The organism is Streptococcus sp. HMSC034B03 (assembly GCF_001838575.1).
GTDB classification, from domain to species: domain Bacteria; phylum Bacillota; class Bacilli; order Lactobacillales; family Streptococcaceae; genus Streptococcus; species Streptococcus anginosus.
Genome location: NZ_KV837632.1, coordinates 192,328 through 214,488, shown reverse-complemented (window position 1 = coordinate 214,488; position 22,161 = coordinate 192,328). Strand labels below are relative to the sequence as shown.

Annotated in this window: 25 protein-coding genes and 1 tRNA gene; 8 read left to right on the top strand and 18 right to left on the bottom strand. The window is 38.1% G+C overall.

Going from position 1 to position 22,161, the window contains the following annotated elements; translation table 11 throughout:
- Window positions 1-23 precede the first annotated feature (23 nt).
- Entirely contained in the window at window positions 24-470 is a 447-nt protein-coding gene (locus HMPREF2634_RS05835) for a MarR family winged helix-turn-helix transcriptional regulator (protein ID WP_021001728.1), read from the top strand.
- Between the two features lie 66 nt (window positions 471-536).
- On the top strand, window positions 537-1,088 hold the full coding sequence (locus tag HMPREF2634_RS05830) for an NADPH-dependent FMN reductase (protein ID WP_021001729.1): 552 nt from the start codon (window positions 537-539) through the stop codon (window positions 1,086-1,088).
- A gap of 47 nt (window positions 1,089-1,135) precedes the next feature.
- On the opposite strand, the gene yaaA is transcribed toward HMPREF2634_RS05830, so the two are convergent.
- Window positions 1,136-1,861 (bottom strand): peroxide stress protein YaaA, encoded by a 726-nt coding sequence (yaaA, locus tag HMPREF2634_RS05825; protein ID WP_021001730.1) that lies wholly within the window; start codon window positions 1,859-1,861, stop codon window positions 1,136-1,138.
- A 113-nt stretch (window positions 1,862-1,974) separates the two neighbouring features.
- On the opposite strand from yaaA, the gene HMPREF2634_RS05820 reads away from it, so the two are divergent.
- Window positions 1,975-2,433 carry a DUF1836 domain-containing protein gene (locus HMPREF2634_RS05820; RefSeq protein ID WP_021001731.1) on the top strand — a complete coding sequence of 153 codons (459 nt, stop codon included), beginning with the start codon at window positions 1,975-1,977 and terminating at the stop codon, window positions 2,431-2,433.
- Complete coding sequence (locus tag HMPREF2634_RS05815) at window positions 2,417-3,064, top strand: PAQR family membrane homeostasis protein TrhA (RefSeq protein WP_003024373.1); 648 nt, start codon at window positions 2,417-2,419, stop codon at window positions 3,062-3,064. Before HMPREF2634_RS05820 ends, HMPREF2634_RS05815 begins: the two co-directional genes overlap by 17 nt.
- Before the next feature lie 109 nt (window positions 3,065-3,173).
- Here HMPREF2634_RS05815 and HMPREF2634_RS05810 read toward each other — a convergent pair whose 3' ends face one another.
- From HMPREF2634_RS05810 to HMPREF2634_RS05775, 8 genes are all read right to left on the bottom strand, one after another.
- Window positions 3,174-4,130 (bottom strand): ABC transporter permease, encoded by a 957-nt coding sequence (locus HMPREF2634_RS05810; RefSeq protein ID WP_003024372.1) that lies wholly within the window; start codon window positions 4,128-4,130, stop codon window positions 3,174-3,176.
- Between the two features lies 1 nt (window position 4,131).
- On the bottom strand, window positions 4,132-5,196 hold the full coding sequence (locus HMPREF2634_RS05805; RefSeq protein WP_003036657.1) for an ABC transporter permease: 1,065 nt from the start codon (window positions 5,194-5,196) through the stop codon (window positions 4,132-4,134).
- Entirely contained in the window at window positions 5,189-6,724 is a 1,536-nt protein-coding gene (locus tag HMPREF2634_RS05800) for an ABC transporter ATP-binding protein (RefSeq protein ID WP_021001732.1), read from the bottom strand. The genes HMPREF2634_RS05805 and HMPREF2634_RS05800 overlap by 8 nt, the downstream gene beginning before the upstream one ends.
- 136 nt (window positions 6,725-6,860) lie before the next feature.
- Window positions 6,861-7,916, bottom strand: a complete 1,056-nt coding sequence (locus tag HMPREF2634_RS05795) for a BMP family lipoprotein (RefSeq protein WP_003024369.1) — start codon at window positions 7,914-7,916, stop codon at window positions 6,861-6,863.
- 72 nt (window positions 7,917-7,988) lie between these two features.
- Entirely contained in the window at window positions 7,989-8,378 is a 390-nt protein-coding gene (locus tag HMPREF2634_RS05790) for a cytidine deaminase (protein WP_003024368.1), read from the bottom strand.
- On the bottom strand, window positions 8,365-9,027 hold the full coding sequence (gene deoC, locus HMPREF2634_RS05785) for a deoxyribose-phosphate aldolase (protein WP_021001733.1): 663 nt from the start codon (window positions 9,025-9,027) through the stop codon (window positions 8,365-8,367). Before deoC ends, HMPREF2634_RS05790 begins: the two co-directional genes overlap by 14 nt.
- Before the next feature lie 18 nt (window positions 9,028-9,045).
- Complete coding sequence (locus HMPREF2634_RS05780) at window positions 9,046-10,323, bottom strand: pyrimidine-nucleoside phosphorylase (RefSeq protein ID WP_021001734.1); 1,278 nt, start codon at window positions 10,321-10,323, stop codon at window positions 9,046-9,048.
- On the bottom strand, window positions 10,320-10,913 hold the full coding sequence (locus tag HMPREF2634_RS05775; protein ID WP_003024365.1) for a class I SAM-dependent methyltransferase: 594 nt from the start codon (window positions 10,911-10,913) through the stop codon (window positions 10,320-10,322). Before HMPREF2634_RS05775 ends, HMPREF2634_RS05780 begins: the two co-directional genes overlap by 4 nt.
- Window positions 10,914-11,005: 92 nt before the next feature.
- On the opposite strand from HMPREF2634_RS05775, the gene coaA reads away from it, so the two are divergent.
- The 3 genes from coaA to HMPREF2634_RS05760 all read left to right on the top strand — a co-directional run bounded on the left by coaA (window position 11,006) and on the right by HMPREF2634_RS05760 (window position 12,805).
- On the top strand, window positions 11,006-11,926 hold the full coding sequence (coaA, locus tag HMPREF2634_RS05770; RefSeq protein WP_003024363.1) for a type I pantothenate kinase: 921 nt from the start codon (window positions 11,006-11,008) through the stop codon (window positions 11,924-11,926).
- A gap of 53 nt (window positions 11,927-11,979) precedes the next feature.
- Window positions 11,980-12,231: a 30S ribosomal protein S20 gene (rpsT, locus tag HMPREF2634_RS05765; protein WP_020999623.1), complete on the top strand. Its 252-nt coding sequence runs from the start codon at window positions 11,980-11,982 to the stop codon at window positions 12,229-12,231.
- A gap of 64 nt (window positions 12,232-12,295) precedes the next feature.
- The gene (locus HMPREF2634_RS05760; protein WP_003024360.1) at window positions 12,296-12,805 is read left to right on the top strand and encodes a DNA topology modulation protein; all 510 of its coding nucleotides are present in this window, start codon (window positions 12,296-12,298) and stop codon (window positions 12,803-12,805) included.
- A 48-nt stretch (window positions 12,806-12,853) separates the two neighbouring features.
- On the opposite strand, the gene HMPREF2634_RS05755 is transcribed toward HMPREF2634_RS05760, so the two are convergent.
- Window positions 12,854-14,467: a M20/M25/M40 family metallo-hydrolase gene (locus HMPREF2634_RS05755; protein ID WP_057489678.1), complete on the bottom strand. Its 1,614-nt coding sequence runs from the start codon at window positions 14,465-14,467 to the stop codon at window positions 12,854-12,856.
- A 176-nt stretch (window positions 14,468-14,643) separates the two neighbouring features.
- On the opposite strand from HMPREF2634_RS05755, the gene HMPREF2634_RS05750 reads away from it, so the two are divergent.
- Complete coding sequence (locus HMPREF2634_RS05750) at window positions 14,644-16,092, top strand: alpha-amylase (RefSeq protein WP_021001736.1); 1,449 nt, start codon at window positions 14,644-14,646, stop codon at window positions 16,090-16,092.
- 196 nt (window positions 16,093-16,288) lie between these two features.
- Here HMPREF2634_RS05750 and HMPREF2634_RS10225 read toward each other — a convergent pair whose 3' ends face one another.
- From HMPREF2634_RS10225 to HMPREF2634_RS05715, 8 genes are all read right to left on the bottom strand, one after another.
- A complete protein-coding gene (locus HMPREF2634_RS10225) occupies window positions 16,289-16,423 on the bottom strand; it encodes a hypothetical protein (protein ID WP_256381214.1) in 135 nt (44 codons plus the stop codon).
- Window positions 16,424-16,568: 145 nt separating this feature from the next.
- Window positions 16,569-17,915, bottom strand: a complete 1,347-nt coding sequence (locus HMPREF2634_RS05745) for a sensor histidine kinase (protein ID WP_021001737.1) — start codon at window positions 17,913-17,915, stop codon at window positions 16,569-16,571.
- A complete protein-coding gene (locus HMPREF2634_RS05740) occupies window positions 17,905-18,579 on the bottom strand; it encodes a response regulator transcription factor (protein ID WP_003024352.1) in 675 nt (224 codons plus the stop codon). The genes HMPREF2634_RS05745 and HMPREF2634_RS05740 overlap by 11 nt, the downstream gene beginning before the upstream one ends.
- A 272-nt stretch (window positions 18,580-18,851) precedes the next feature.
- A complete protein-coding gene (locus HMPREF2634_RS05735; RefSeq protein WP_021001738.1) occupies window positions 18,852-19,304 on the bottom strand; it encodes a hypothetical protein in 453 nt (150 codons plus the stop codon).
- 324 nt (window positions 19,305-19,628) lie between these two features.
- On the bottom strand, window positions 19,629-20,372 hold the full coding sequence (locus HMPREF2634_RS05730; protein WP_003024349.1) for an alpha/beta fold hydrolase: 744 nt from the start codon (window positions 20,370-20,372) through the stop codon (window positions 19,629-19,631).
- 130 nt (window positions 20,373-20,502) lie between these two features.
- A tRNA-Arg gene (locus HMPREF2634_RS05725) sits at window positions 20,503-20,574 on the bottom strand.
- Window positions 20,575-20,613: 39 nt separating this feature from the next.
- Window positions 20,614-20,961 carry a 50S ribosomal protein L19 gene (gene rplS / locus HMPREF2634_RS05720; protein ID WP_003024326.1) on the bottom strand — a complete coding sequence of 116 codons (348 nt, stop codon included), beginning with the start codon at window positions 20,959-20,961 and terminating at the stop codon, window positions 20,614-20,616.
- A 151-nt stretch (window positions 20,962-21,112) separates the two neighbouring features.
- Entirely contained in the window at window positions 21,113-22,072 is a 960-nt protein-coding gene (locus HMPREF2634_RS05715; RefSeq protein WP_021001748.1) for an ROK family glucokinase, read from the bottom strand.
- Between the last annotated feature and the right edge of the window lie 89 nt (window positions 22,073-22,161).

The following is a 22,161-nucleotide window of genomic DNA, read 5'->3' as shown; positions in this document are numbered from 1 at the left end:
CTACTTATTGATAAAATACAGTTATGGACAAACTAACAAAACTTTTTCAAGAAAATCATTTAGATTTAAAAACCATGATTATTTTAAATAAAGCTATTCGCACGATTCGACCTTTTGAAAATCAGGCGGCAAAACAACACAATCTGACTCCAACTCAATTTTCAGTTTTAGAAACCCTTTATAGCAAAGGGAACTTACGCATTCAAGACTTAATTGATAAAATGCTTGCTACATCTGGAAATATGACCGTTGTCATTAAAAATATGATACGAGACGGTTGGATTTTTCGTACCTGTGACCCATCTGATCGACGTTCTTTTTTAGTCGGATTGACTCCAGAAGGACGTAGTAAAATTGAAGCGGTACTTCCAGATCATATTCAAAATATTCAACAAGTATTTAGCATTTTAACAGAGCAAGATAAAGAAGATTTGATTCGGATTTTAAAAAAATTCAAAAGTTTGAGCTAATTTCTTGCTAATTAGTGATATTTGTTGTAATATAAACAGGTACAAAAGAAAAGGAGAGTGACTTATATGTCTAAAAAAGTGCTATTTATCGTCGGGTCCCTTCGCCAAGGCTCATTCAACCATCAGTTAGCTTCTCAAGCTGAAAACATTCTTGCTGACAAAGCTGAAGTTTCTTATCTTGATTTCAAAGATGTTCCATTTTTCAATCAAGATATTGAAAGCCCAGCTCCTGCGGCTGTTGCCAAAGCTCGTGAAGAAATTCTCGCTGCTGATGCTATCTGGCTCTTCTCACCAACCTATAACTGGGCAATTCCAGGAGTTGTTAAAAATCTCTTAGATTGGCTATCACGTGCGCTTGACCTTTCAAACCCATCAGGACCTTCTGCTCTTAATGAAAAACTTATAACAGTTTCCTCTGTAGCCAATGGAACTTCTCCAGATGAAGTTTTCAAACATTATCGCAGCCTTCTTCCATTTATTCGTATGAAAGTTGTTGAACCATTTACTGGTGTTGCTGTTAACCCGGAAGCCTGGGGAACAGGTCAACTGACAGTTTCCGAAGAAAAACAAGCTGAACTCGCAGCTCAAGCTGAAGCATTATTGGCAGCTATCTATTAAAATAAGCAAAAAATGGAATGACACTTTTACATCATTCCATTTTTATTTTACTCCTTAACAAAGACATAGGTATTTATCGTAGACAAATCCTCTCGGAAAGCAAAGCCTGCAAATTGCAATTGTTTGATTTCCTCTTTCGTTGTTATTTGATTTTCAATTAAATCAGTTAAAAATTGCCCCCGCGCCTTCTTAGAAATAGTTGAGTGAACTTTCAAACTTCCTTCTCTATCTTCTAAAAATTTAAACCGAAGCATCTTATCGCGCACAGATTTGGAAAACACCGTCTCAAACTCACTTGATAACAGAGACAAAATCATTTCCTCATCTGAAATAGCTGCATCATAATCATTGCGCCAATAATTTTTCAGGCTTTTGCCAGAAATAGTACATTTCACTGAAAAATCCAATCGATGAGGTGAAATCAACGCCATAGCTGGTATAACACCATATAGACTAGAAGTGATGAACAAATGCTTGTCTACATACCTCAACTCTTGCTTCGTTAAATGACTTCTTCTGATGTTTCGATACATAAGACCATCAAATAAATGCAAAGCTGGGTAAGTCAAGGCTTCCCCATTTTTTAATTGTTGAAAATGAACATACTCCTCTTCTGCTCGTTCCAGGCCAATATGATAGAAATGCGCTAATTCTTCAATAGAATACTGTGACAGACTAGCTACAATTGTTTTTGTTTGCTCTGAAAGAAAACACTTGCTATGAGGTTTAAGGTTAAGATTCATTTCCTTTGCAGTTGGAATTAAAATTTTCATAATCTTATTGTATCAAAAGTTATTTTGCAGAACAAATGATTTTTCTCTTGACAACAGACAATCATTATCATATAATCTAGTTATCAAGACTAGATAAGGAAGAGGTGGATATTTTGGAAATCACAAAATTCCCAACTTGGGAAGAACTACCAGAGTTAGATCTTTATCTTGACCAGGTTCTCCTCTATGTGAATGGTGTCAACGAACAAGCATTTCATAGCACAGATAAGCCTTTAACGGCTGCTATGGTCAATAATTATGTGAAACACGCCCACATTCCAAAGCCAATTAAGAAAAAATACAATCGCGTACAGATTGCTCGTCTGATTGTACTGACGACGTTAAAACCTGTCTTTCCAATACCAGATATTATCAAGACGATTCAACTTCTGGTAGACGGAAAAGATTCGGCCACTCTTTATAATGAATTCGTTAATTGCATGCAAGAAGAAAAAGCTGACACAGTCGCACCTGCTATTGAAGCAGCTTGCCAAACGGTAAAATTATTTCATCAAACAAAAAAATTAGCTCTAGCCTTAGAAGGAGGTAAAACAAATGAATCAAACGCTTAAACTCAGCAAACAACTCAGCTTCGGGGAAGAAATTGCCAATGCTGTCACTCACGCTGTTGGGGCTGTGGTTATGTTAGTACTGCTTCCTATCTCAGCCATTTACAGCTATGAAGAACATGGTATGCTTGCCGCTGTCGGAGTTTCAATTTTTGTCATCAGTTTATTTCTGATGTTTCTTTCTTCAACGATTTACCATTCAATGAGCTATGGTTCTACGCATAAGTATATTCTACGGATCATCGATCATTCAATGATTTACATTGCTATTGCGGGAAGTTATACGCCAGTCGTACTATCTCTTATGAACAATTGGTTGGGTTATCTTATTATCACAATTCAATGGGGAACGACCATTTTTGGTATTTTGTATAAAATATTTGCTAAAAAAGTTAATGAAAAATTTAGCTTGGCACTTTATCTTATTATGGGCTGGTTAGTGATTCTGATCATTCCGCAAATCATTGGTCAAACGGGACCTATTTTCTGGGGATTGATGTTAGCTGGAGGACTCTGTTATACTGTTGGTGCAGGATTTTATGCTAAGAAAAAACCATATTTCCACATGATTTGGCACCTCTTTATCCTAGCTGCTTCTGCACTTCAATATCTTGCTATTGTCTATTTTATGTAAAACATTTTAAAAACAATCATTCTCTAAGTCGCTCTTCTTAGCAGAATGATTGTTTTTCTATCAAAAAAGCCAGGCTACTTTGAAAAGTAACTTGGCTTTTTGCAATAGTTTATTTTGATTTAATATAATTGACACCGTCTGCTTTTGGTGCAACAGCTTTTCCGAAGAATGCTGCCAACACAACAATAGTCAATACATAAGGTGCAATTTGTAGGTACACAGCTGGTACATGTGATAGGAATGGTAATTGACTTCCGATAACGGCTAAACTTTGAGATAGTCCAAAGAATAGACTTGAAAGCATAGCGCCAATTGGATTCCATTTACCAAAAATCATAGCAGCCAGCGAGATGAACCCTGGTCCGATAATGGTTGTCGCAGCGAAGTTTACAGAAATAGATTGTGCATAAATCGCTCCACCGACACCGCCAAGAAAACCTGAAATCATCACACCGTAATAACGCATGAGATAAACATTGATACCGAGGGTGTCTGCCGCTTGTGGGTGTTCACCTACGGAGCGCAAACGAAGCCCAAATTTCGTCTTAAACATAATGAACCATGCTAGGAAAGCAAATGCAACTGCAATATACCCCATTAGACTGGTGTGTTTAAAGAAGATATCTCCAATGACAGGAATATCTGATAATAGTGGAAAATTAAATTTACCAAATGATACTTGAATATTATCTGTTTGCCCTTTATTATAGAAAGCTTTTACCAAGAAAATCGCTAACGCAGGCGCCATCAAATTGAGCACTGTACCACTAACAACATGGTCCGCACGGAAATTGATAGTTGCTACAGCATGAATGAGTGAGAAAATTAGTCCCACAATACCACCGACTAAAAGTGCTAACCAAGGTGTTAAACTTCCAAAGGTATTCACAAAAGTAAGGTTAAAGACAACTCCTGAGAAAGCTCCCATAACCATAATACCTTCAAGTCCGACATTGACAATCCCAGCATGCTCTGAGAAGGCACCACCGATACTAGTAAAGATTAAAGGTGCCGCATAAATCAGCATAGAGGAAACTAACAGACTTAACATTGTTACAAAATTCATCTTATTTTCCTCCCTTTACTTTTGCTTGTTTTCTTGGTTTGATAAAGTGTTCAATGATGTAATGAATACTTACAAAGAAAATAATTGATGCTGTTACAATATTTACCAGCTCCGCTGGAATCGTTGCGGTGTTCATACCTGGAGCTCCGACTTGAAGCACGGCAAATAAGAATGCTGCAAAGAGAATACCAATTGGTGAATTATTTGCCAGCAAGCTAACGGCCATACCATTAAAGCCGACAGCTAGGGAACTTCCTTGTACATAGACATTTTGGAAAGTTCCAAGTCCTTCAACAACACCTCCGACACCGGCAAGGGCACCTGAGATAATCATTGAAAGAATAATCGTCCGTTTAGCAGACATCCCTGCATATTCACTCGCATTTGGATTTAGCCCGACAGAACGGATTTCAAATCCAAGCGTTGTTTTTTTCAGCATAAACCAAATAAGAACAACGGCAATAACTGCAAAGAAGATTCCGATATTCATCCGTGAATTATTGGTCAATGCCCGTAACCATTCTGTTTGATAGGTTGCATTAGCCCCAACTTTAACACTTGAGTCAATACTTTGCATAACACTTTTTGGGAAACTATGAATCATTGCATTTCCAACGTAAAGAACGATATAGTTCATCATAATCGTAACGATAACTTCACTTGTTCCCAAATAAGCACGAAGAATACCAGGAATAGCACCGATAATCCCACCAGCTACTGCTGCAATGACAACCGTAGCAAGAATCATAATTGGGCGAGGAAGATTAGGAAATGAAAGCGCAAACCAGCCACTCAAAATCCAACCAGCTAAAGCTTGCCCTGGCAAACCGACATTAAAGAATCCAGCCCGACTTGCTACTGCAAACCCAAGAGCAATTAAAATAAGTGGACCCATTGCACGGAAAATTTCACCAATACTACGGATAGTACCAAAAGCAGCTTTGAACAGCTCTTCATAACCCCAGATAGCATCATAGCCAAAAATCCACATTATAATGGCACCAAGTAAAATTCCAAGAACAACGGAAATCAAAGGCACCGCAATTTGCTGCGTTTTCTTAGTCATTTGAATCTCCCTTCTTAATTTCACCACCAGCCATCAAGATACCCAACTCTTGTTTATTAGTTTCTGCTGGAGTTACAATACCTTGAATCTTACCATCATGAATAACAGCAATACGGTCTGAAACATTCAGGATTTCATCTAATTCAAAGCTGACCACAAGCACTGCTTTACCCTTATCACGTTCTTCAATCAAACGTTTATGAATGTATTCAATCGCTCCAACATCTAATCCACGAGTTGGCTGACTAACGATTAGAAGGTCAGGATTGCGGTCTATTTCACGAGCAATAATGGCTTTTTGTTGATTTCCTCCTGAAAGAGCAGATGCTGGAACACTTTCACTTGCAGCCCGAACATCAAATTCATCCATTAACTTTCGTGCATAAGAAGTGATATTATTGTAATTCAAAATTCCATTTTTGCTTAATGGCTCCTTGTAATAAGTTTGCAGAGCCATATTCTCAGACAACATCATATCTAAAACCAAGCCATCACGATGACGGTCTTCCGGCACATGACTAACTTGCATTTCGGTAATTTTCCGCGGAGATAAGCCAACGACTTCTTTCCCCTTAATGGTAATGCTACCTGATTTCACCTTCCGAAGACCTGTGATTGCTTGAACTAGCTCGCTTTGTCCGTTGCCATCAATCCCGGCAATCCCAACAATTTCACCAGCTCGTACATCCAAAGATAAATTTTTAACAGCAGGCACACCACGATTCTCATTCACAACCAAATCCTTAATAGATAGAACAGCTTCTTTGGGATTTGAAGCTTCTTTTTCCGTTGTAAAGGATACCGAACGTCCCACCATCATTTCAGCAAGATCTTTATTCGTTGCGCCACCAATTTCAACGGTTTGAATACTCTTACCGCGACGGATGACAGTTACACGATCAGAAACAGCACGGATTTCATCCAATTTATGTGTAATCAAAATAATGGATTTTCCTTCTTTGACTAGATTTTTCATGATATGTTCTAGTTCTTCAATTTCTGAAGGAGTTAATACTGCTGTTGGTTCGTCAAAAATCAAGATATCTGCGCCACGATATAATGTTTTCAAGATTTCAACACGTTGTTGCGCACCAACTGAAATATCTTCAACTTTTGCAGTCGGATCCACAGCTAAACCATATTTTTCGGATAGTTCCTTGATGTCTTTGATTGCCTTTCGAATATCTAAAACACCATTTTTGGTCGTTTCACTACCCAAAATGATATTTTCAGCAACCGTGAAAGCCTCTACCAACATGAAATGCTGGTGAACCATTCCGATTCCTAAAGATGCTGATTTCGATGGAGAATCAATTGTCACTGATTTTCCGTTCACAGTAATCTCACCACTTGTTGGCTCAAGCAAGCCAGCCAACATATTCATCAGAGTAGACTTGCCCGCTCCGTTTTCTCCTAAAAGTGCATGAATTTCACCGCGTCTTAGATTTAAGTTGATTTTATCATTTGCGACAAATTCACCAAAAATCTTGGTTATTTCATGCATTTCAATGACATTCTCATGTGCCATATGATTGATTCCTTTCAGAAATTATTTTATTTCAGTAAAACTCACTAAAAGATTAGCCAGCTTTACTGAGACAAAAGCTGTCTCAATCTCAAAAAAGCGACCCACGAAGGTCGCTTCTTGAGTGTCAGGTTATTCTTTATTCTGTAGGAACTTTAATACTTCCGTCAAGGATTTTTGCTTTTGCATCTTCAACAGCTTTTTTAGCATCATCTGATAAGTTCTTAGTTGTCAAATCTACTCCACCGTCTTTCAGACCGTAAGTTGTAGTTTTTCCTCCTGGGAATTTATCTTTTGCTGTTTTGTTAGCAATATCTTTTACAGTACCACCAACTTTTTTCAAGCTAGATGCCAAAACAAAGTTAGATTCTTTGCCGTCTTTAGATTTGTATTTACCTTCATCGTTTTGGTCGCGGTCAACACCGATAACCCAAACTTTGTCAGATTCATTTCTAGTTTCGTTGATAGATTTTGCTTCGTTGAATACACCAGCACCAGTACCACCGGCTACTTGATAAACAACGTCTGCACCAGCTGCATATTGAGCTGCTGCGATTGTCTTCCCTTTAGAAGCATCTCCAAAGCTTTCAGCGTATTTCACATCAATCTTAATAGAAGGATCAACAGATTTCACACCTGCTTCAAAACCTTTTTCAAAACGAGTTAATACAGCACCTTTGATACCACCAACAAAACCAATCATTTTTGTTTTAGTTGTTTTGGCTGCAGCCACACCAGCAAGGTAAGCAGCTTCGTTATCTGCAAAGAGTGCAGAAGCTACATTCTTTTGACCTTTAATTTCATCATCAATAATAACATAGTTAATATCAGAGTGATCCTTTGCAGCAGATTCTACTGCATTACGAAGAGCAAATCCAATACCAAATACTAATTTGTAATTGCTAGAAGCAGCTTGCTCAAGGTTTGTAGCGTATTCAGATTCGTTTGTAGATTGGAAGTAAGTAAAGCCATGGTCTTTTGTCAATCCATTTTCTTTACCCCAAGCTTGCAAACCTTCCCAAGCAGATTGGTTAAATGATTTATCATCTACACCACCTGTATCTGTAACAATTGCAGCTTTCAAATCCGTCTTTGCATCTTTATTATCTGATTTAGATGCACGGTTACCACATGCAGCAAGTCCAATTGCTGCGACAGCTACTAGACCAAGGCCTAGCCATTGTTTCTTGTTCATCTCTGAACCTCCTAAATAAGATGTGCAACAAACGTTGCAAGATTAACTATGGTCAAATGACCTTTTTACCAACTAGTCTAAGTTAGTAAAAGAATATGGAAGTAATTCCCTGACCGTCATCACGACCGTCGATTTATCTTTGGCAACAAGCGTTACCTTTAAATCCTTAGAAAAAAATTCTGCCATTACTTGTCGACAAGCTCCGCATGGAGAAACAGGCTGTTCGGTTTCACCGTAGACGATTAACTCCTCAAAGTCTGTGACACCTTCAGAAACCGCTTTAAAAATAGCTGTGCGTTCCCCGCAATTTGTCAAACCAAAACTAGCATTTTCAATGTTCACACCTGTAAAAATCTGACCATTTTTTGCTACTAGTACAGCACCAATTGGAAAATGAGAATAAGGAACGTAGGCCTTTTTACTTGTCTCAATAGCTAGATCAATCAACTCAGTAGTCGCCACTAGCTTTTTCTCCTTTCATAATGGCTACACCAGAAGAAGCTCCAATACGCGTTGCGCCTGCTTCAATAAATGCGACTGCATCTTCGTATGAGCGAGCGCCTCCTGAAGCTTTGACCCCCATATCCGAACCAACTGCTTTTCTCATCAAAGCCACATCATAAACAGTAGCGCCTCCAGTTGAAAAACCAGTTGAAGTCTTCACAAAGTCTGCACCAGCTTTCTTAGCTAATTGACAAGCGATTACTTTCTCTTCATCTGTCAACAAACAAGCTTCAATAATTACTTTTACAAGCGTGTCACCACTAGCTTCTACTACTGCTGCAATATCTTCTTCTACCAAAACAAGATTTTGTGATTTCAAAGCACCAATGTTGATCACCATATCCACTTCGTCTGCACCATTCTTGATAGCATCTCTTGCTTCAAATGCTTTCACAGCAGGCGTATTTGCTCCCAGTGGGAATCCAATAACGGTACAAACTTTAATATCTGTATCTCGTAATCCTTCTGCTGCAAAGCTGACCCAAGTTGGGTTGACACAGACACTTGCAAAATCGTATTCTCTTGCTTCTTCAATCAATTTTTCAATTTGCTCTTGTTGAGCATCTGGTTTCAAAAGCGTATGATCGATGTATTTATTTAACTTCATTTTCGGTTCTCCTGTAAGTTAAGCGATTACTTCAATAATCTCTTGAACTTTTTTCGACTCATTACTTATTTTAACATTTTTTTTGAATTCTGTAACTAGTTCTTGTGAAATTTTTTCATTTGCATAAACTTTTGCGACAATTTCACCAATTTTGATTGATTCTCCGACTTTCTTTTCAAAAACAATTCCTGTTTCAAAGTCTAAGGAATCCGTTTTCACCGCTCGGCCTGCACCTAGCCGCATGGCAAATAAACCAAATTCCATAGCTGGCAATTCAGAAATATAACCCGCTTCATCTACAGTAACTTCTACAACGTATTTTGCTGATGAAGGGCGGTACAAATCTTCTAAATCGCCACCTTGTGCAACAACCATGGCTTCAAATTTTTGCAGTGCCGATCCATCAAATAGATGTTCCCGCACTTCTTTTACAGTTTTTTCAACATTTGCTAAGCCAAGCATGATTTGGCCTAATTCACAAATAAATTCTGTTACATCTTCTCGTCCTTTTCCTTGCAGGATATCCAAAGCTTCAAGGATTTCCAAACGATTACCAATGCTAGTTCCCAGAGGTTGGCTCATATCAGTAATAACTGCTGTCGTCCTACGTCCAACTGCCTTTCCTAAATCAACCATAGTACGAGCTAGAGCACGCGCATCATCCAAGTTCTTCATAAATGCACCTTCACCAACTGTCACATCTAGCAAAATACTATCTGCACCAGCTGCGATTTTCTTGCTCATAACAGAACTTGCAATTAAAGGAATAGTATCAACGGTCGCTGTCACATCACGCAAAGCATACAGCAATTTATCCGCTTTCACCAACTGATCAGACTGACCAATGACGGATAGTCCAATATCCTGTACTTGCTTAATAAATTCTTCTTGGCTACGCTCAATTTGAAATCCTTTAATGGATTCTAATTTATCAAGCGTTCCCCCTGTGTGACCGAGTCCACGACCACTCATTTTAGCAACAGGCACGCCAAAACTAGCCACCAATGGTACTAACACCAGTGTCACTTTGTCGCCTACACCTCCGGTCGAATGTTTATCAACCTTAACTCCAGATATAGCTGACAAATCAATTTGCTGACCTGTCCCTACCATGGTCATGGTCAAATCAGATATTTCACGAGTGGTCATGCCTTTAAAATACACTGCCATTGCAAAAGCTGACATTTGATAATCTGGCACAGTTCCGGCAACATAGCCTTCAATTAACCACTTGATTTCATCACTAGTTAATTCTAAGCCGTCTCGCTTTTTCTGAATAACATCAACTGCTCTCATATTTCCTTCCTACTTCTAAGGATATAATATCCCTTATCTTTTTTTAGAATTTCGCAGTTTCCAAAAACCTCTTCCATCTTAGCTTTTGCGCTTGGTGCCCCTTGTTTTTTTTGAATCACAATCGTCAAGTCGCCCCCGTCTAGTAAGTGCGTATAACTTCCTGTAATCACCTCATGAACGACCTGTTTCCCTGCTCGAATCGGTGGATTACTGATAATATGATGAAATCTCCCTTCTACATTTTGATAAAGATTAGATTGAAAAATCGTAGCTAGGACTTGATTGCGCTCAGCATTTTGACGCGCCAAATCAAGAGCGCGCTGATTTATATCAACAAGCGTTGCTTCGACTTCTTTAGCTTTGACCAAAGTAAGTCCTAATGTTCCATAGCCACAACCGACATCTAATACGCTTTCTTGCTTATGAAAATCAAGACACTTTAAAAGAGCTTGACTGCCATAATCAATCATTTTCTTACTAAAGACTCCTGCATCAGTCAAGAAAGTCACATTTTGCCCCAGAAGTTGAACCTTCAATTTGTGAATATCATGTTCTGCATCTGGATTTTCTGCGAAATACATTTTAGCCATAAAACTATTTTAACATAAAGACCTTTTATTTGTAAACCGTTTACAATTTGTTTAAAATTATGTTATACTATTTTTCAACTATAGGAGTGAATATGACGAACGAATTTATCCATTTTGAAAAGATTAGTCGAAAAACTTGGCAAAATCTGCATCGTAAAACAACCCCGCCTTTGACGCAAAAAGAATTGAATTCTATCAAAAGTTTCAATGATAAGATCAGCCTTCAAGATGTGACAGATGTTTATCTGCCTTTAACCAATCTTATTCAGATTTACAAGCGTTCAAAAGAGGATTTGGCATTCTCAAAAGGGATTTTTTTACAGAAAGCAAGCAAACGGCAACCGTTCATCATTGGTGTTTCTGGAAGTGTCGCTGTTGGAAAATCTACTACCAGTCGGCTCTTGCAAATACTTTTATCTCGGACATTTTCTAATGCAACTGTTGAATTGGTAACAACAGATGGATTTCTTTATCCTAATGCTCATTTGGAGGAGCAAAATCTCCTCAAGCGCAAAGGCTTTCCAGAAAGTTATAACATGGAGCTGCTGCTTGATTTTCTTGACAATATCAAAAATGGACAAAACTACCAAATCCCTGTTTATTCACATGAAATTTATGATATTGTTCCTAATAAAAAACAGTCTGTTACAGCTGCAGATTTTGTCATTGTTGAAGGTATCAACGTTTTCCAAAATCCACAAAATGAACGCCTTTATATGACGGATTTCTTTGATTTTTCGATTTACGTGGATGCGGAAGTTGAAAATATCGAAACTTGGTATCTGGACCGCTTTAAAAAATTGCTCACTTTAGCAAAAGAAGATCCAAATAACTATTATCATCCTTTCACTTCTCAGCCAGAAAACAAAGTTATGGAATTTGCTCAAAATGTCTGGAAATCTATTAATCTTGTCAATTTACAGGATTATATCGAACCCACACGCAACCGAGCTGAAATTATTCTTCATAAAACAGAAAATCATGAGATTGATGAAATTTACTTAAAAAAATAAAAAGGCTTGTCAAATCTCAACTTTTCATATATAATTAGATAGTTAGTATATCATTGGAGGTGAAAACATTGGCAAATATTAAATCAGCTATCAAACGAGCTGAATTAAACGTTAAACAAAACGAAAAAAACTCAGCTCAAAAATCAGCTATGCGTTCTGCAATTAAAGCATTTGAAGCAAATCCTTCTGAAGAACTTTTCCGTGCTGCAAGCTCAGCTATTGATAAAGCAGAAACTAAAGGTTTGATTCACAAAAACAAAGCGAGCCGCGATAAAGCACGCCTTGCTAGCAAACTTGCAAAATAATCTGCATAACGTAAAAAAGAGCTCAGTGGAGCTTTTTTTGTTGCATCGGTAAGAAAGGCTCTATATGAAAATCGCAATTATCGGCTACTCCGGCTCTGGAAAGTCTACACTTGCTAAATATTTAGCAAAACATTATGACATCTCACTGCTTCATTTGGACACGCTACAATTTCTACCCAATTGGGAAATGAGTGACCGCAGCTGGATGCAAGAGCAAGTCAAGACTTTCTTAAACGAGAATCTGTCTTGGGTGATAGACGGAAACTACAGCTCCTGCTGCTATGAAGAGAGAATGGAGCAAGCAGACCAAATTATCTTTTTAAATTTCTCGCGTTGGGATTGTCTTTTACGGGCTGCAAAGCGTTATTCCAAGAACAGAGGTAAGGTCAGAGGCAGTATGGCACAAGGCTGTCCTGAAAAGTTTGACTGGGAATTTATCCGCTGGATCTTACTTGACGGACGAACTGCTAATATTCGGAAACGATATGAGAAACTTCAAAAAATGTATCCCTACAAATTTATAGTTCTTCATAACCAAAAAGAACTAGATAACTTTTTAGCGCAATTTTCATAAACATCAAAAGCTATATTCAGCTCAGTTATGAATATAGCTCTTGTTTTTTTATTTTTTAATACTGTCAATATGTTCTAGCAAATATAACAGAAATTGAGGAATCGTCTCCAACATATCCTTTTCATAGACGCGTTCTGTTAACTGATGTAAATCTTTTCCCCAAGGTCCCAGATTGATGCCAGGAACATTGATGTCCTGAATTTTCTCAAAATCAATCGAATATAAATGTTCAGGAACAGCCATACTCTCGATAATTTTTTGATACTCTTCAACAGATTTTTCTAAAGCACAATAACTAATATCACAAATTCCCATAAAGAACTCTTCTACTGCGAGACGACCAGTCTCTGTGTCAGATAAGTATCCATTATAAAGTGCAATGAGTTTTTCTATATCAACCACGCTATTTTTCAGATGTCGACAATTCATAGAAGGATAATAAGGCGGCGCAATAGCCAGCACAACAAATGCTTCCTTTTTATCATAGAAATCTATCACCTTTTGAACAGTTGCAATGGTTATTTCTTGATAGCTTGAACCCGCTTGAAATGCTTCATGAGAAGATTGGTTTACCTTTTGCATAAATTCTTCAAATCCAGCCTTCTTTTGACATAACTGGATTAACTCTTCATAAGTCAATACATGAGGTTTTGTGACTTTTTTATCCTCTTTATAAGTTACCTGCAAAGCCTGATAACGCTCATAAAACTCATCAATGGCTTCTTGGCAGAGTTGTTGAATCGTCGTCATCAGCTCTTTTGGACTTTTATCTAAATAAAGAACACTAAAATAGCCTGCTGCTCTGAGAACGGTTGACACATCATAATTTTCCTTCAAATCACGCATGTAAGACCACGAAGGCAAAGGAGCCTGCTCTCCATAAATCGAATCCGACAAAAGGGGATTGAGATCAATTTTTTCCACTACTTTTGCGAGGAGTGAAACAGCATTGATACCCTTGAGAGGTTCTTTCATGTGGGAAAGAATACCCTGCGTAACCACGACAGGCATCATTTTCCCAACTGTTCCAACATGCAATACTTTTTCTTGAACAGAATTGCTTTCAAATGGTTCTGAATCAATCGCCAAGATATAATTCAGATGAAATTTCTTTTTCAGATCAGCAAGCAAACCTACCGCAGCTCGCATTCCCTGAGAATAGGATTCCTCATCTCCAACTGATAAATAAAGAAGATTCACTTCTCCTTCTGCTTTGCTCGCATATTCTGCTACCACTCCCAATTGCAAAGCCAATGCAGCTTTCATATCACATGACCCACGGCCAAACTGCCATTCGTTAGCAGCTATATCGTCTAACACATCTTGACCCAGTGAAGCACTCGCTAAAGCCTTTTTCAAAGCAACATTATCAAAAGCAAATTCCTTTAAATTTCCAAAATCCTCAATATCCACCGTATCATGGTGATGAAACAAAATCACTGTATCTGCACAATGACCTTTTACCAAAGCCCAATTAACACTACGCTGGTAAATATCATCCGGAATCTGATAGGTGCCAAAATAATCTGAATGCTCCTGAAAATACAGCAGACTGCCAATATAGTGATTGAGAAAATTTTCTATATTTCTTTCTGAACTCGTATGGGTGAAACTCTCAATTGCCATACTCTTGTCAAAAATATCTTGAATCCTATTTTTCATCAATGGCTCCTTCAACTTTTTATAAAAATAGCTTGCTAGCCTTATTATATACCTCAACAATCATCGTTTCAATCTATTTTTCATCCTCTGATTCTATAAAATTTACGCAAACGTTTGCGCTGTAAAGATTATTTTGCTAAAATAGTAGCCAACAAGACCAGAAAGAGGTATCTCGTATGGAAAATCAAACATTAATGCAATATTTTGAATGGTATCTACCAAATGACGGACAACATTGGAATCGTTTGGCAACAGACGCTCCACATCTAGCTTCTAAAGGCATTCGCAAGGTTTGGATGCCACCTGCTTTTAAAGCCACTAGTTCCAACGATGTCGGCTACGGCATTTATGATTTATTTGACTTAGGCGAGTTTGACCAAAAAGGAACGGTTCGGACAAAGTATGGCTTTAAGGAAGACTATTTGAACGCAATCAAGGCACTCAAAGAAAATGGAATTGAACCCATTGCAGATATCGTTTTAAATCACAAGGCGGCAGCGGATTACAAAGAGAGATTTACTGTTATTGAAGTTGACCCAAATGATCGTACAGTCGCCCTCTCTGAGCCTTTTGAAATAAAAGGCTGGACCAAGTTCACATTCCCCGGTCGCCATAAAAAATACAATGATTTTGAATGGCATTGGTACCACTTTACAGGGACGGATTATGATGCTAAGCAAAATAAATCAGGGATTTACCTCATTCAAGGAGACAACAAAGGGTGGGCAGATGATGACTTAGTTGATAACGAAAATGGCAATTTTGATTATCTCATGTATGCTGACCTTGATTTTAAGCACCCAGAAGTCATTCAAAACCTTTATGATTGGGCAGATTGGTTTATCGAAACGACTGGCATTCATGGCTTTAGGTTAGACGCTATTAAGCATATCGACTCTTTCTTTATGAGAAATTTTATCCGTGATATTATGGCGAAGTATGGAGAAGATTTCTATGTCTTTGGAGAGTTTTGGAATGGTGATGAAACTGCAAATAACGATTATTTAGGAAGTATTGACTATCGTTTTGATCTCGTAGATGTCAAACTGCACCACAACTTATTTGATGCTAGTCGTGCTGGGGCGGACTATGATTTGCGAAATATTTTTGAACAAACGCTTGTCAAAAATCACCCTAAATCAGCTGTTACTTTTGTCGATAATCACGACACACAACGTGGACAAGCACTAGAATCAACTGTTGAAGAATGGTTTAAACCTGCTGCTTATGCGCTTATCTTGCTTCGTGAAGCTGGGCTTCCTTGTGTGTTCTACGGAGATTACTATGGTATCAAAGGCGAATTCGCTCAAGACAGCTTCCAAACAGTTCTTGATAAATTATTAGACATTCGGCTCAACTTAGCTTATGGTGAGCAGACTGATTATTTTGATGACGAGCATTGTATCGCTTGGACTCGTTCAGGAAAAGACAACGGACAACCAATTGCTGTTATTTTGACAAACGATCAAGCTAATTCAAAACGCATGTATGTTGGTGAAAATTGGGCTGGTAAGGAGTTTAAAGATTACTTAGGAAACAACTCTTCAGCCGTGATAATCGAGGAAGACGGCTGGGCAGATTTCCCAGTTGCAGAAAAATCAGTTAGCGTCTGGTCTGCGCAATAAAATAAGGAACACAGAGAGAGCTAAACCCAAATTCTCTCTCTCTGTCGATCGGGGCGACGAAGCAAACCGAAAGTTGAGACCCCTGTCCGCCCGGCTGACAGCATAAACTAAAACTTAGGCGGCTCGTCCGCCCAGTCGACAAAATAAACCGAAACTTAGACAACTCGTCCGCCCAGCTGACGGAATAAACTGAAACTTAGTCAGCTCGTCCGCCCAGCTGACAGAATAAATTAAAACTCAGGCGACTCGTCCGCCCAGCTGACAGCATAAACCAAAAGTCAGACAACTCATCCGCCCGGCGGACGGAAGTAAGAAAAAATGATGTTGACATTCCCCAGCCTCAACCATTCAACGCTGCTTTTAAACAAGATAAAAACACGAACAGATCAAGATATCCAACAACTAATCCTGACTTTGTTCGTGTTTTTTCTCATCTTCCGAAACAACCTTCCCTATGAATACAGGTTATTCCTGACTTATTTTTTCTTTCTATTGTCCGTTCTAATGGCAATCTTCACCTCAAAAATAGTTCCTTTAGGCTTATTGTCTTTCACTGCAATGGTTCCTTTAAGAGCTTCTGTGATTTGCTTTGCAAGCGACAACCCTAAACCAAAACCACCTGTCTGCCGAGTCCGTGCTTTATCAACACGATAAAAACGATCAAAAATCTTTTTCTTATCTGCCGTACTAATCCCCGGACCATTATCCGAAACCTTCAAAAACAAATTTCGATCATTTGCAGAAATTGTCAATTCAATCACACCGTCTTCATCTGTATATTTCAGAGCATTGTCAAACAGAATCGTCATTAATTGCTTCAGCAAGGTCTTGTCTGTTTTAATCATGCGGTGAATCCTATTGTCAAATCGGAAAGTTTTCCCATTTTCTGCGGCAACCATTTCATAGTTGGTAAAGGTCGTATTAAAGAAATTTGGCTCGACATCGCCAATTTCTGGTTTAATCCCGTCGTCACGCCGTGCTAGATTAAGCAGATTTGTCGTCAACATTTTCATGTTCCGCACTTCATCCAAACTAGAAGCAATGCTTTCGCTTGATTCCATAATGGTGGCTTCTGGTTTTCTAAACAAAGTCTCCAAACGATTTTGTAAAACAGCTAGAGGCGTGCGCAACTCATGACTGGCATTTTCGACAAAACTCTTTTGCTTTTGAATGCTTTCCAACAAAGGTTTAACACTAACTCGAGCCAGATAGACACTGGCAATCAAGGAAATTCCCCAGAAACTAATCATCACAACTACAATCAGCTGCTCATGATTTTGACTAGTTTGTTCCAACTGACTGATATTGATAAAGACCGCTGCATATTTGACATTGGTTTCCAAATTTGGGATTTTCACTTCAAATAAAATCATCCGATAGGTTTCTTGTCGACCATAATTGCTTTTAACCTGGACTTGCCGAATGCGATCCAATTGCTTGCTATTAAAGGAAAGTTTATTAAGTCCCAGAAAATTATTGCTTGTAATGATTGGCTTATAATTCTTATCAAATAAAATAACTTCCGTATTGGCACTGACATTTGGTTTATCAGTAAGCTCTTTGTCACCCGTGTCGGTTTTAGGCTCTCCGTTGTCTGACTTCTGTTCCATCCCCACTCTCCGAGCGAGCGCCAAATTGATGACAGAAGCGGAATCCTGACTGAGACTTTTCAAGTTATTATCGACCGTTGTATAAAGGCTTGAGCGCATCACCTGAATGATAATCAAAGTCATGGCTGAGAAAATGAGAGTAAAAATACCAAAATTGCGAATGAAATAAGAAAAATCATCCGCATACCATGTTTTTTTAAGTTTATTCAGCATCTTTTAAAATATATCCGACACTACGAAGCGTTTGAAGATTGTTCGCAAAGGTCGTCCCTTTCAATTTTTTCCGGATTTTTGAGACATAAACTTCTACAACTGAAATCGTTGTATCACTATCAAATCCCCACAAGCGATCGAAAATCTGTGTCTTAGGCAAAATAACATTTTGATTTTGCAAGAAATACACCAGCAAGTCAAATTCTTTTCCGAGCAATTCTACTTCATTTCCGTCTACAAGTGTAGTGTTTGTTGATAAATTAACAGTGACATCGCCATAAGAAAGGGTGTTTTCATTGAACTTGCCAGAACGCTTCAAGAGAGCTTGAATCCGCATTTTTAATTCTTCCAGATAAAATGGTTTGGTCAAATAATCGTCAGCTCCCAGTTCAAAACCATGTCCTTTATCATTCAAACTTTCTTTGGCTGTCATAATCAAAACAGGTGTGGTAACGCCTTTTTCACGCAATTCTTTCAATACTTGGAAACCGTCTTTTTCTGGCAACATCAAATCAAGCAAGATAAGGTCGTACACGCCACTCTCAGCCTCGTACAATCCTTCCTCACCGTCAAAAACTTGCATGACATCTGCAAAATCATCCAAAAAATCAAATACCGAATTAGATAGACCGAGGTCGTCTTCCACTAATAGAATCTTAATCATATGCTTTTCCTTCTAAAATACGAGTTTGGGACAAAAGTCTCCAGTTTCAAAATTCGTTATGCACTAAACTAACGATGCAGTAGCTGATTGCTCAAAACAGTACTTTGAGGCTTAAGGGGATAAGGCCACGAACTCAAAAATATTTTGAATGTTCAGTTCTGCCCGCTCCCTTCATCGTGAACTAAGTAATGCTTTCGCATTGTCTTGCCAAAAATCAATCTACTGACTTTCTATTATTCTGATTCTATTATATCATGACTTCCTCTGAAATATTAAGAATTTGTTGTATTTGAATCATTATTTTCTGTCGTGCTACTATTCTTATCTGATTTGGTTGAACCGTCAGCATTTGATGGAGCTTTTTTCTTTGAGTTATTACTGTTTCCTGAGCCATTTTGACTATTATTATTGTCACTTTGGTCGCCATTTTGTTGGGGTGGCATGCCATTTGGACCACCTTGGTTATTTCCGTTTTGTCCACCTGGAGGCATTCCCGGACCACCTTGATTTTGGTTTCCCTGTTGCTGGTTATTCTGTGCCTGAGTTGTCGTACTTGTCTGTACTTTTGCTTGCTGATTGAGTGCATTTGTCGCCAAAGAAGCAATACCTAGCCCACCGAGAAGACCAACAGCAAGTGACCCGCTTGCTACAACAGTCATCCACCATTTCGTACTTTTTTCAACCATGATCATCTTCTCTTTCTTACTTGTGTTCTCTTGTTTCATTTTTGTCAAATTCCTTCTTTCTATTTTTAAGCGATCAGAGATTGCATTCCAAAGAGTATTGCCACAATACCTCCCTTGATGCCAAGATTTATCAGACAAACAAATTTAACTTTGACTTTCTCATCTCATCACGTCCTTTCTTTTGAATGGAACTATCATATCTACATTTTCTTAAAAGTGACTGAATTTTTTCTTAAAAGAAACTAAAAATAAAGACAGAAAATAGTAAAATGACACACAAAATATAAAAAAACTAAATCAGATTGTTCCAATTTAGTTTAGAAGATTATCTCATAAAATTTGTCCTAGAAAAAGTTTCTTTTCTCAAAAGAGTGACCTAATTTTCATTTTGTCTTCAAGCAATGCTGCTATTTCTTTCGGTTTTTCCATATACAATGAATGACTACAGCTAGTCATTTCTATGAGGTTTAGAAAGTTCGGGATGGTCTGTATAGCCCTCTTTTTCCAAATTGGTGTTTCCTTGTTTATTTCTGGAATGAACAAAATTACATTTTTATTTTTCAAAAAGGACAAATTTCTAAAAGCTTGCCGTCTTATTGTCAATAAATGAGTCATTAACTTTTCAGATAAGCTTAAATACCAATGTTTTTGAACTTTATCAAAAACAAAACTTTCTTTTGCCGCCCTCTCCAAATTTTCTGACCATACAGCAGAGCTTTGTTTTTCAGTTATAGCAGCTTTCTTTAGGCTCTCATAAACATTCGTTTGAAGATAATTCAGAGAATCTTCAATTTCTACATTCAAAGGGCAAATTTTATCCATATTAATGTATCCACCATCTAATAAGACGAGATGCGTAATTTTATCATAGACACTTGTTAGATAAACTGCTAAATCTGCTCCCAAAGAATGGGCTATTAACAGAATATCGTCATCCATATCAACTTGTGCCATAAACCAATCTTTCAACGCCTGTAATGAAATCAGTTGCTCTTCCAACCTAGAATCATAAATATCTAGATAAGTAACTGGAAAAGACAGTGCATTAAAAAAGTCCTGGGGATAATAGCAATTGCAGCCTAGTCCTCCAATAAAATAAGCCTTCATATTCTTATCCTTTCAGTCAGATGTTTCCAAAACAAACTTTACTTTTATATTTTATTGAGAATAACAAGCAAATATTGAACTCAAAAAACACAAAAGCCCTTCAACAATAAGGACTTTTGAGGGCACATTATGTCCCCTGCCGGAATCGAACCAGCAACTACTCCTTAGGAGGGAGTTGTTATATCCATTGAACTAAGGGGACTAGAGAAAAACTCTGCCAAGTGACAGAGTTAATTCCACATTAACGGCGAATTTCTTTGATACGCGCTGCTTTACCTTGCAATGCACGAAGGTAATACAATTTCGCACGACGTACTTTACCGTAACGAACAACTTCAATCTTTTCAACACGTGGTGTGTGAAGTGGGAAGATACGTTCAACACCTACACCGTTAGAAATTTTACGAACAGTATAGTTTTCTGAAATACCAGCACCTTTACGAGCGATAACCACACCTTCGAAGATTTGGATACGTTCGCGATTTCCTTCTACAACTTTCGCGTGAACACGAACAGTGTCACCAGGACGGAATGCAGGAATATCAGTACGAAGTTGACCTTCAGTCAAACTTTGGATTAATGGATTCATTTTTCTTCTCCTATCTTACTAATCTTACGATTCAAGACCACAGCGGATTAGTCGTTTTCTAGTGCTTCCATTGCGCACTAACTAATATCATAACAAATTTTGTAATAATTGTAAATGCCTTATTTGGATTATTTTTTCCATTTTAGTAGAATTATTGAAGAACCAATGAAGCTGCTCCAATGACTCCTGCATCATTTCCAAGCGTTGCAAGTGCCAGTTTTGTCGAAGTACGCACTTGTGGGAAAGAATTTTCTTCATAAACCTTACGAACACCGTCTAGTAAAAATTCTCCTGCAGCAGAGACGCCACCACCGATGACAATCGTTGACGGATTTAAGATAGATCCAATGTTGGCACAAGCAATACCAAGATAACGTGCAAAATTGCGATAAACAATGAGAGCTAATTCATCACCAGCTTTAGCCAAATCAAAGACAATTTTTGCATTAACGTCTTCGCCATTATCAATCAGTTTTTTCAGCTCTGCATCACCAGCATATTCATCAGCGTAGCGACGCGTTAAATTAACAATACCTGTTGCAGAAGCTACGGTTTCTAAGCAACCTTTTTTACCACAAGTACAGAGAATCGGCTGATCAAAATCAACTGTGATATGCCCCAATTCTCCGGCTGCTCCAGCTACCCCATGCAGTAATTTTCCTTCCGCAACAATACCACCACCGACACCTGTTCCAAGTGTCATAAAGACAACATCTGGTTGGTTTTCACCAGCACCTTTCCAACGTTCACCAAGAGCAGCTACATTTGCGTCATTATCAATAAAGAAAGGAATGCCAGTCGCTTTCTCAATTTTTTCCTTTACAGGTTGCAGAGTTTTCCAGTTGAGATTGTAAGCTCCGACAACCGTTCCTTTTTCACGATCCACAACACCAGGTGAGCCCATGCCGATTCCGATGAAATCTTCTGCCCCAAGTCCCAATAGTCGCAAGCGATGATTGATAGATTCAATCATATCATCAACAATATGACTACCTTCATCTAAAATGTTTGTCTTAATAGACCATTTTTCTTGAACTTCTCCCTCTTGGGTCAGAATCGCAAACTTCACAGATGTACCACCTAAATCAATTCCAATAATTTTTTTAGACATGCTACTCTCCTCTAATAATTTTTTTCATTCTTATTATATCAGATTTTTTACGAATTGAAAAGGTTTGCATAGAACTTGAATAGGTTTGA

Excerpts from the sequence above, each read along its gene's own strand:
- HMPREF2634_RS05835 (WP_021001728.1), top strand. The coding sequence starts at position 24 with ATGGACAAACTAACAAAACTTTTTCAAGAAAATCATTTAGATTTAAAA.
- HMPREF2634_RS05830 (WP_021001729.1), top strand. The coding sequence starts at position 537 with ATGTCTAAAAAAGTGCTATTTATCGTCGGGTCCCTTCGCCAAGGCTCA.
- yaaA (WP_021001730.1), bottom strand. The coding sequence starts at position 1,861 with ATGAAAATTTTAATTCCAACTGCAAAGGAAATGAATCTTAACCTTAAA.
- HMPREF2634_RS05815 (WP_003024373.1), top strand. The coding sequence starts at position 2,417 with ATGAATCAAACGCTTAAACTCAGCAAACAACTCAGCTTCGGGGAAGAA.
- HMPREF2634_RS05810 (WP_003024372.1), bottom strand. The coding sequence starts at position 4,130 with ATGAATTTTGTAACAATGTTAAGTCTGTTAGTTTCCTCTATGCTGATT.
- HMPREF2634_RS05805 (WP_003036657.1), bottom strand. The coding sequence starts at position 5,196 with ATGACTAAGAAAACGCAGCAAATTGCGGTGCCTTTGATTTCCGTTGTT.
- HMPREF2634_RS05800 (WP_021001732.1), bottom strand. The coding sequence starts at position 6,724 with ATGGCACATGAGAATGTCATTGAAATGCATGAAATAACCAAGATTTTT.
- HMPREF2634_RS05795 (WP_003024369.1), bottom strand. The coding sequence starts at position 7,916 with ATGAACAAGAAACAATGGCTAGGCCTTGGTCTAGTAGCTGTCGCAGCA.
- deoC (WP_021001733.1), bottom strand. The coding sequence starts at position 9,027 with ATGAAGTTAAATAAATACATCGATCATACGCTTTTGAAACCAGATGCT.
- HMPREF2634_RS05780 (WP_021001734.1), bottom strand. The coding sequence starts at position 10,323 with ATGAGAGCAGTTGATGTTATTCAGAAAAAGCGAGACGGCTTAGAATTA.
- HMPREF2634_RS05775 (WP_003024365.1), bottom strand. The coding sequence starts at position 10,913 with ATGGCTAAAATGTATTTCGCAGAAAATCCAGATGCAGAACATGATATT.
- coaA (WP_003024363.1), top strand. The coding sequence starts at position 11,006 with ATGACGAACGAATTTATCCATTTTGAAAAGATTAGTCGAAAAACTTGG.
- HMPREF2634_RS05760 (WP_003024360.1), top strand. The coding sequence starts at position 12,296 with ATGAAAATCGCAATTATCGGCTACTCCGGCTCTGGAAAGTCTACACTT.
- HMPREF2634_RS05755 (WP_057489678.1), bottom strand. The coding sequence starts at position 14,467 with ATGAAAAATAGGATTCAAGATATTTTTGACAAGAGTATGGCAATTGAG.
- HMPREF2634_RS05750 (WP_021001736.1), top strand. The coding sequence starts at position 14,644 with ATGGAAAATCAAACATTAATGCAATATTTTGAATGGTATCTACCAAAT.
- HMPREF2634_RS10225 (WP_256381214.1), bottom strand. The coding sequence starts at position 16,423 with ATGTCAACATCATTTTTTCTTACTTCCGTCCGCCGGGCGGATGAGTTG.
- HMPREF2634_RS05745 (WP_021001737.1), bottom strand. The coding sequence starts at position 17,915 with ATGCTGAATAAACTTAAAAAAACATGGTATGCGGATGATTTTTCTTAT.
- HMPREF2634_RS05740 (WP_003024352.1), bottom strand. The coding sequence starts at position 18,579 with ATGATTAAGATTCTATTAGTGGAAGACGACCTCGGTCTATCTAATTCG.
- HMPREF2634_RS05735 (WP_021001738.1), bottom strand. The coding sequence starts at position 19,304 with ATGAAACAAGAGAACACAAGTAAGAAAGAGAAGATGATCATGGTTGAA.
- HMPREF2634_RS05730 (WP_003024349.1), bottom strand. The coding sequence starts at position 20,372 with ATGAAGGCTTATTTTATTGGAGGACTAGGCTGCAATTGCTATTATCCC.
- rplS (WP_003024326.1), bottom strand. The coding sequence starts at position 20,961 with ATGAATCCATTAATCCAAAGTTTGACTGAAGGTCAACTTCGTACTGAT.
- HMPREF2634_RS05715 (WP_021001748.1), bottom strand. The coding sequence starts at position 22,072 with ATGTCTAAAAAAATTATTGGAATTGATTTAGGTGGTACATCTGTGAAG.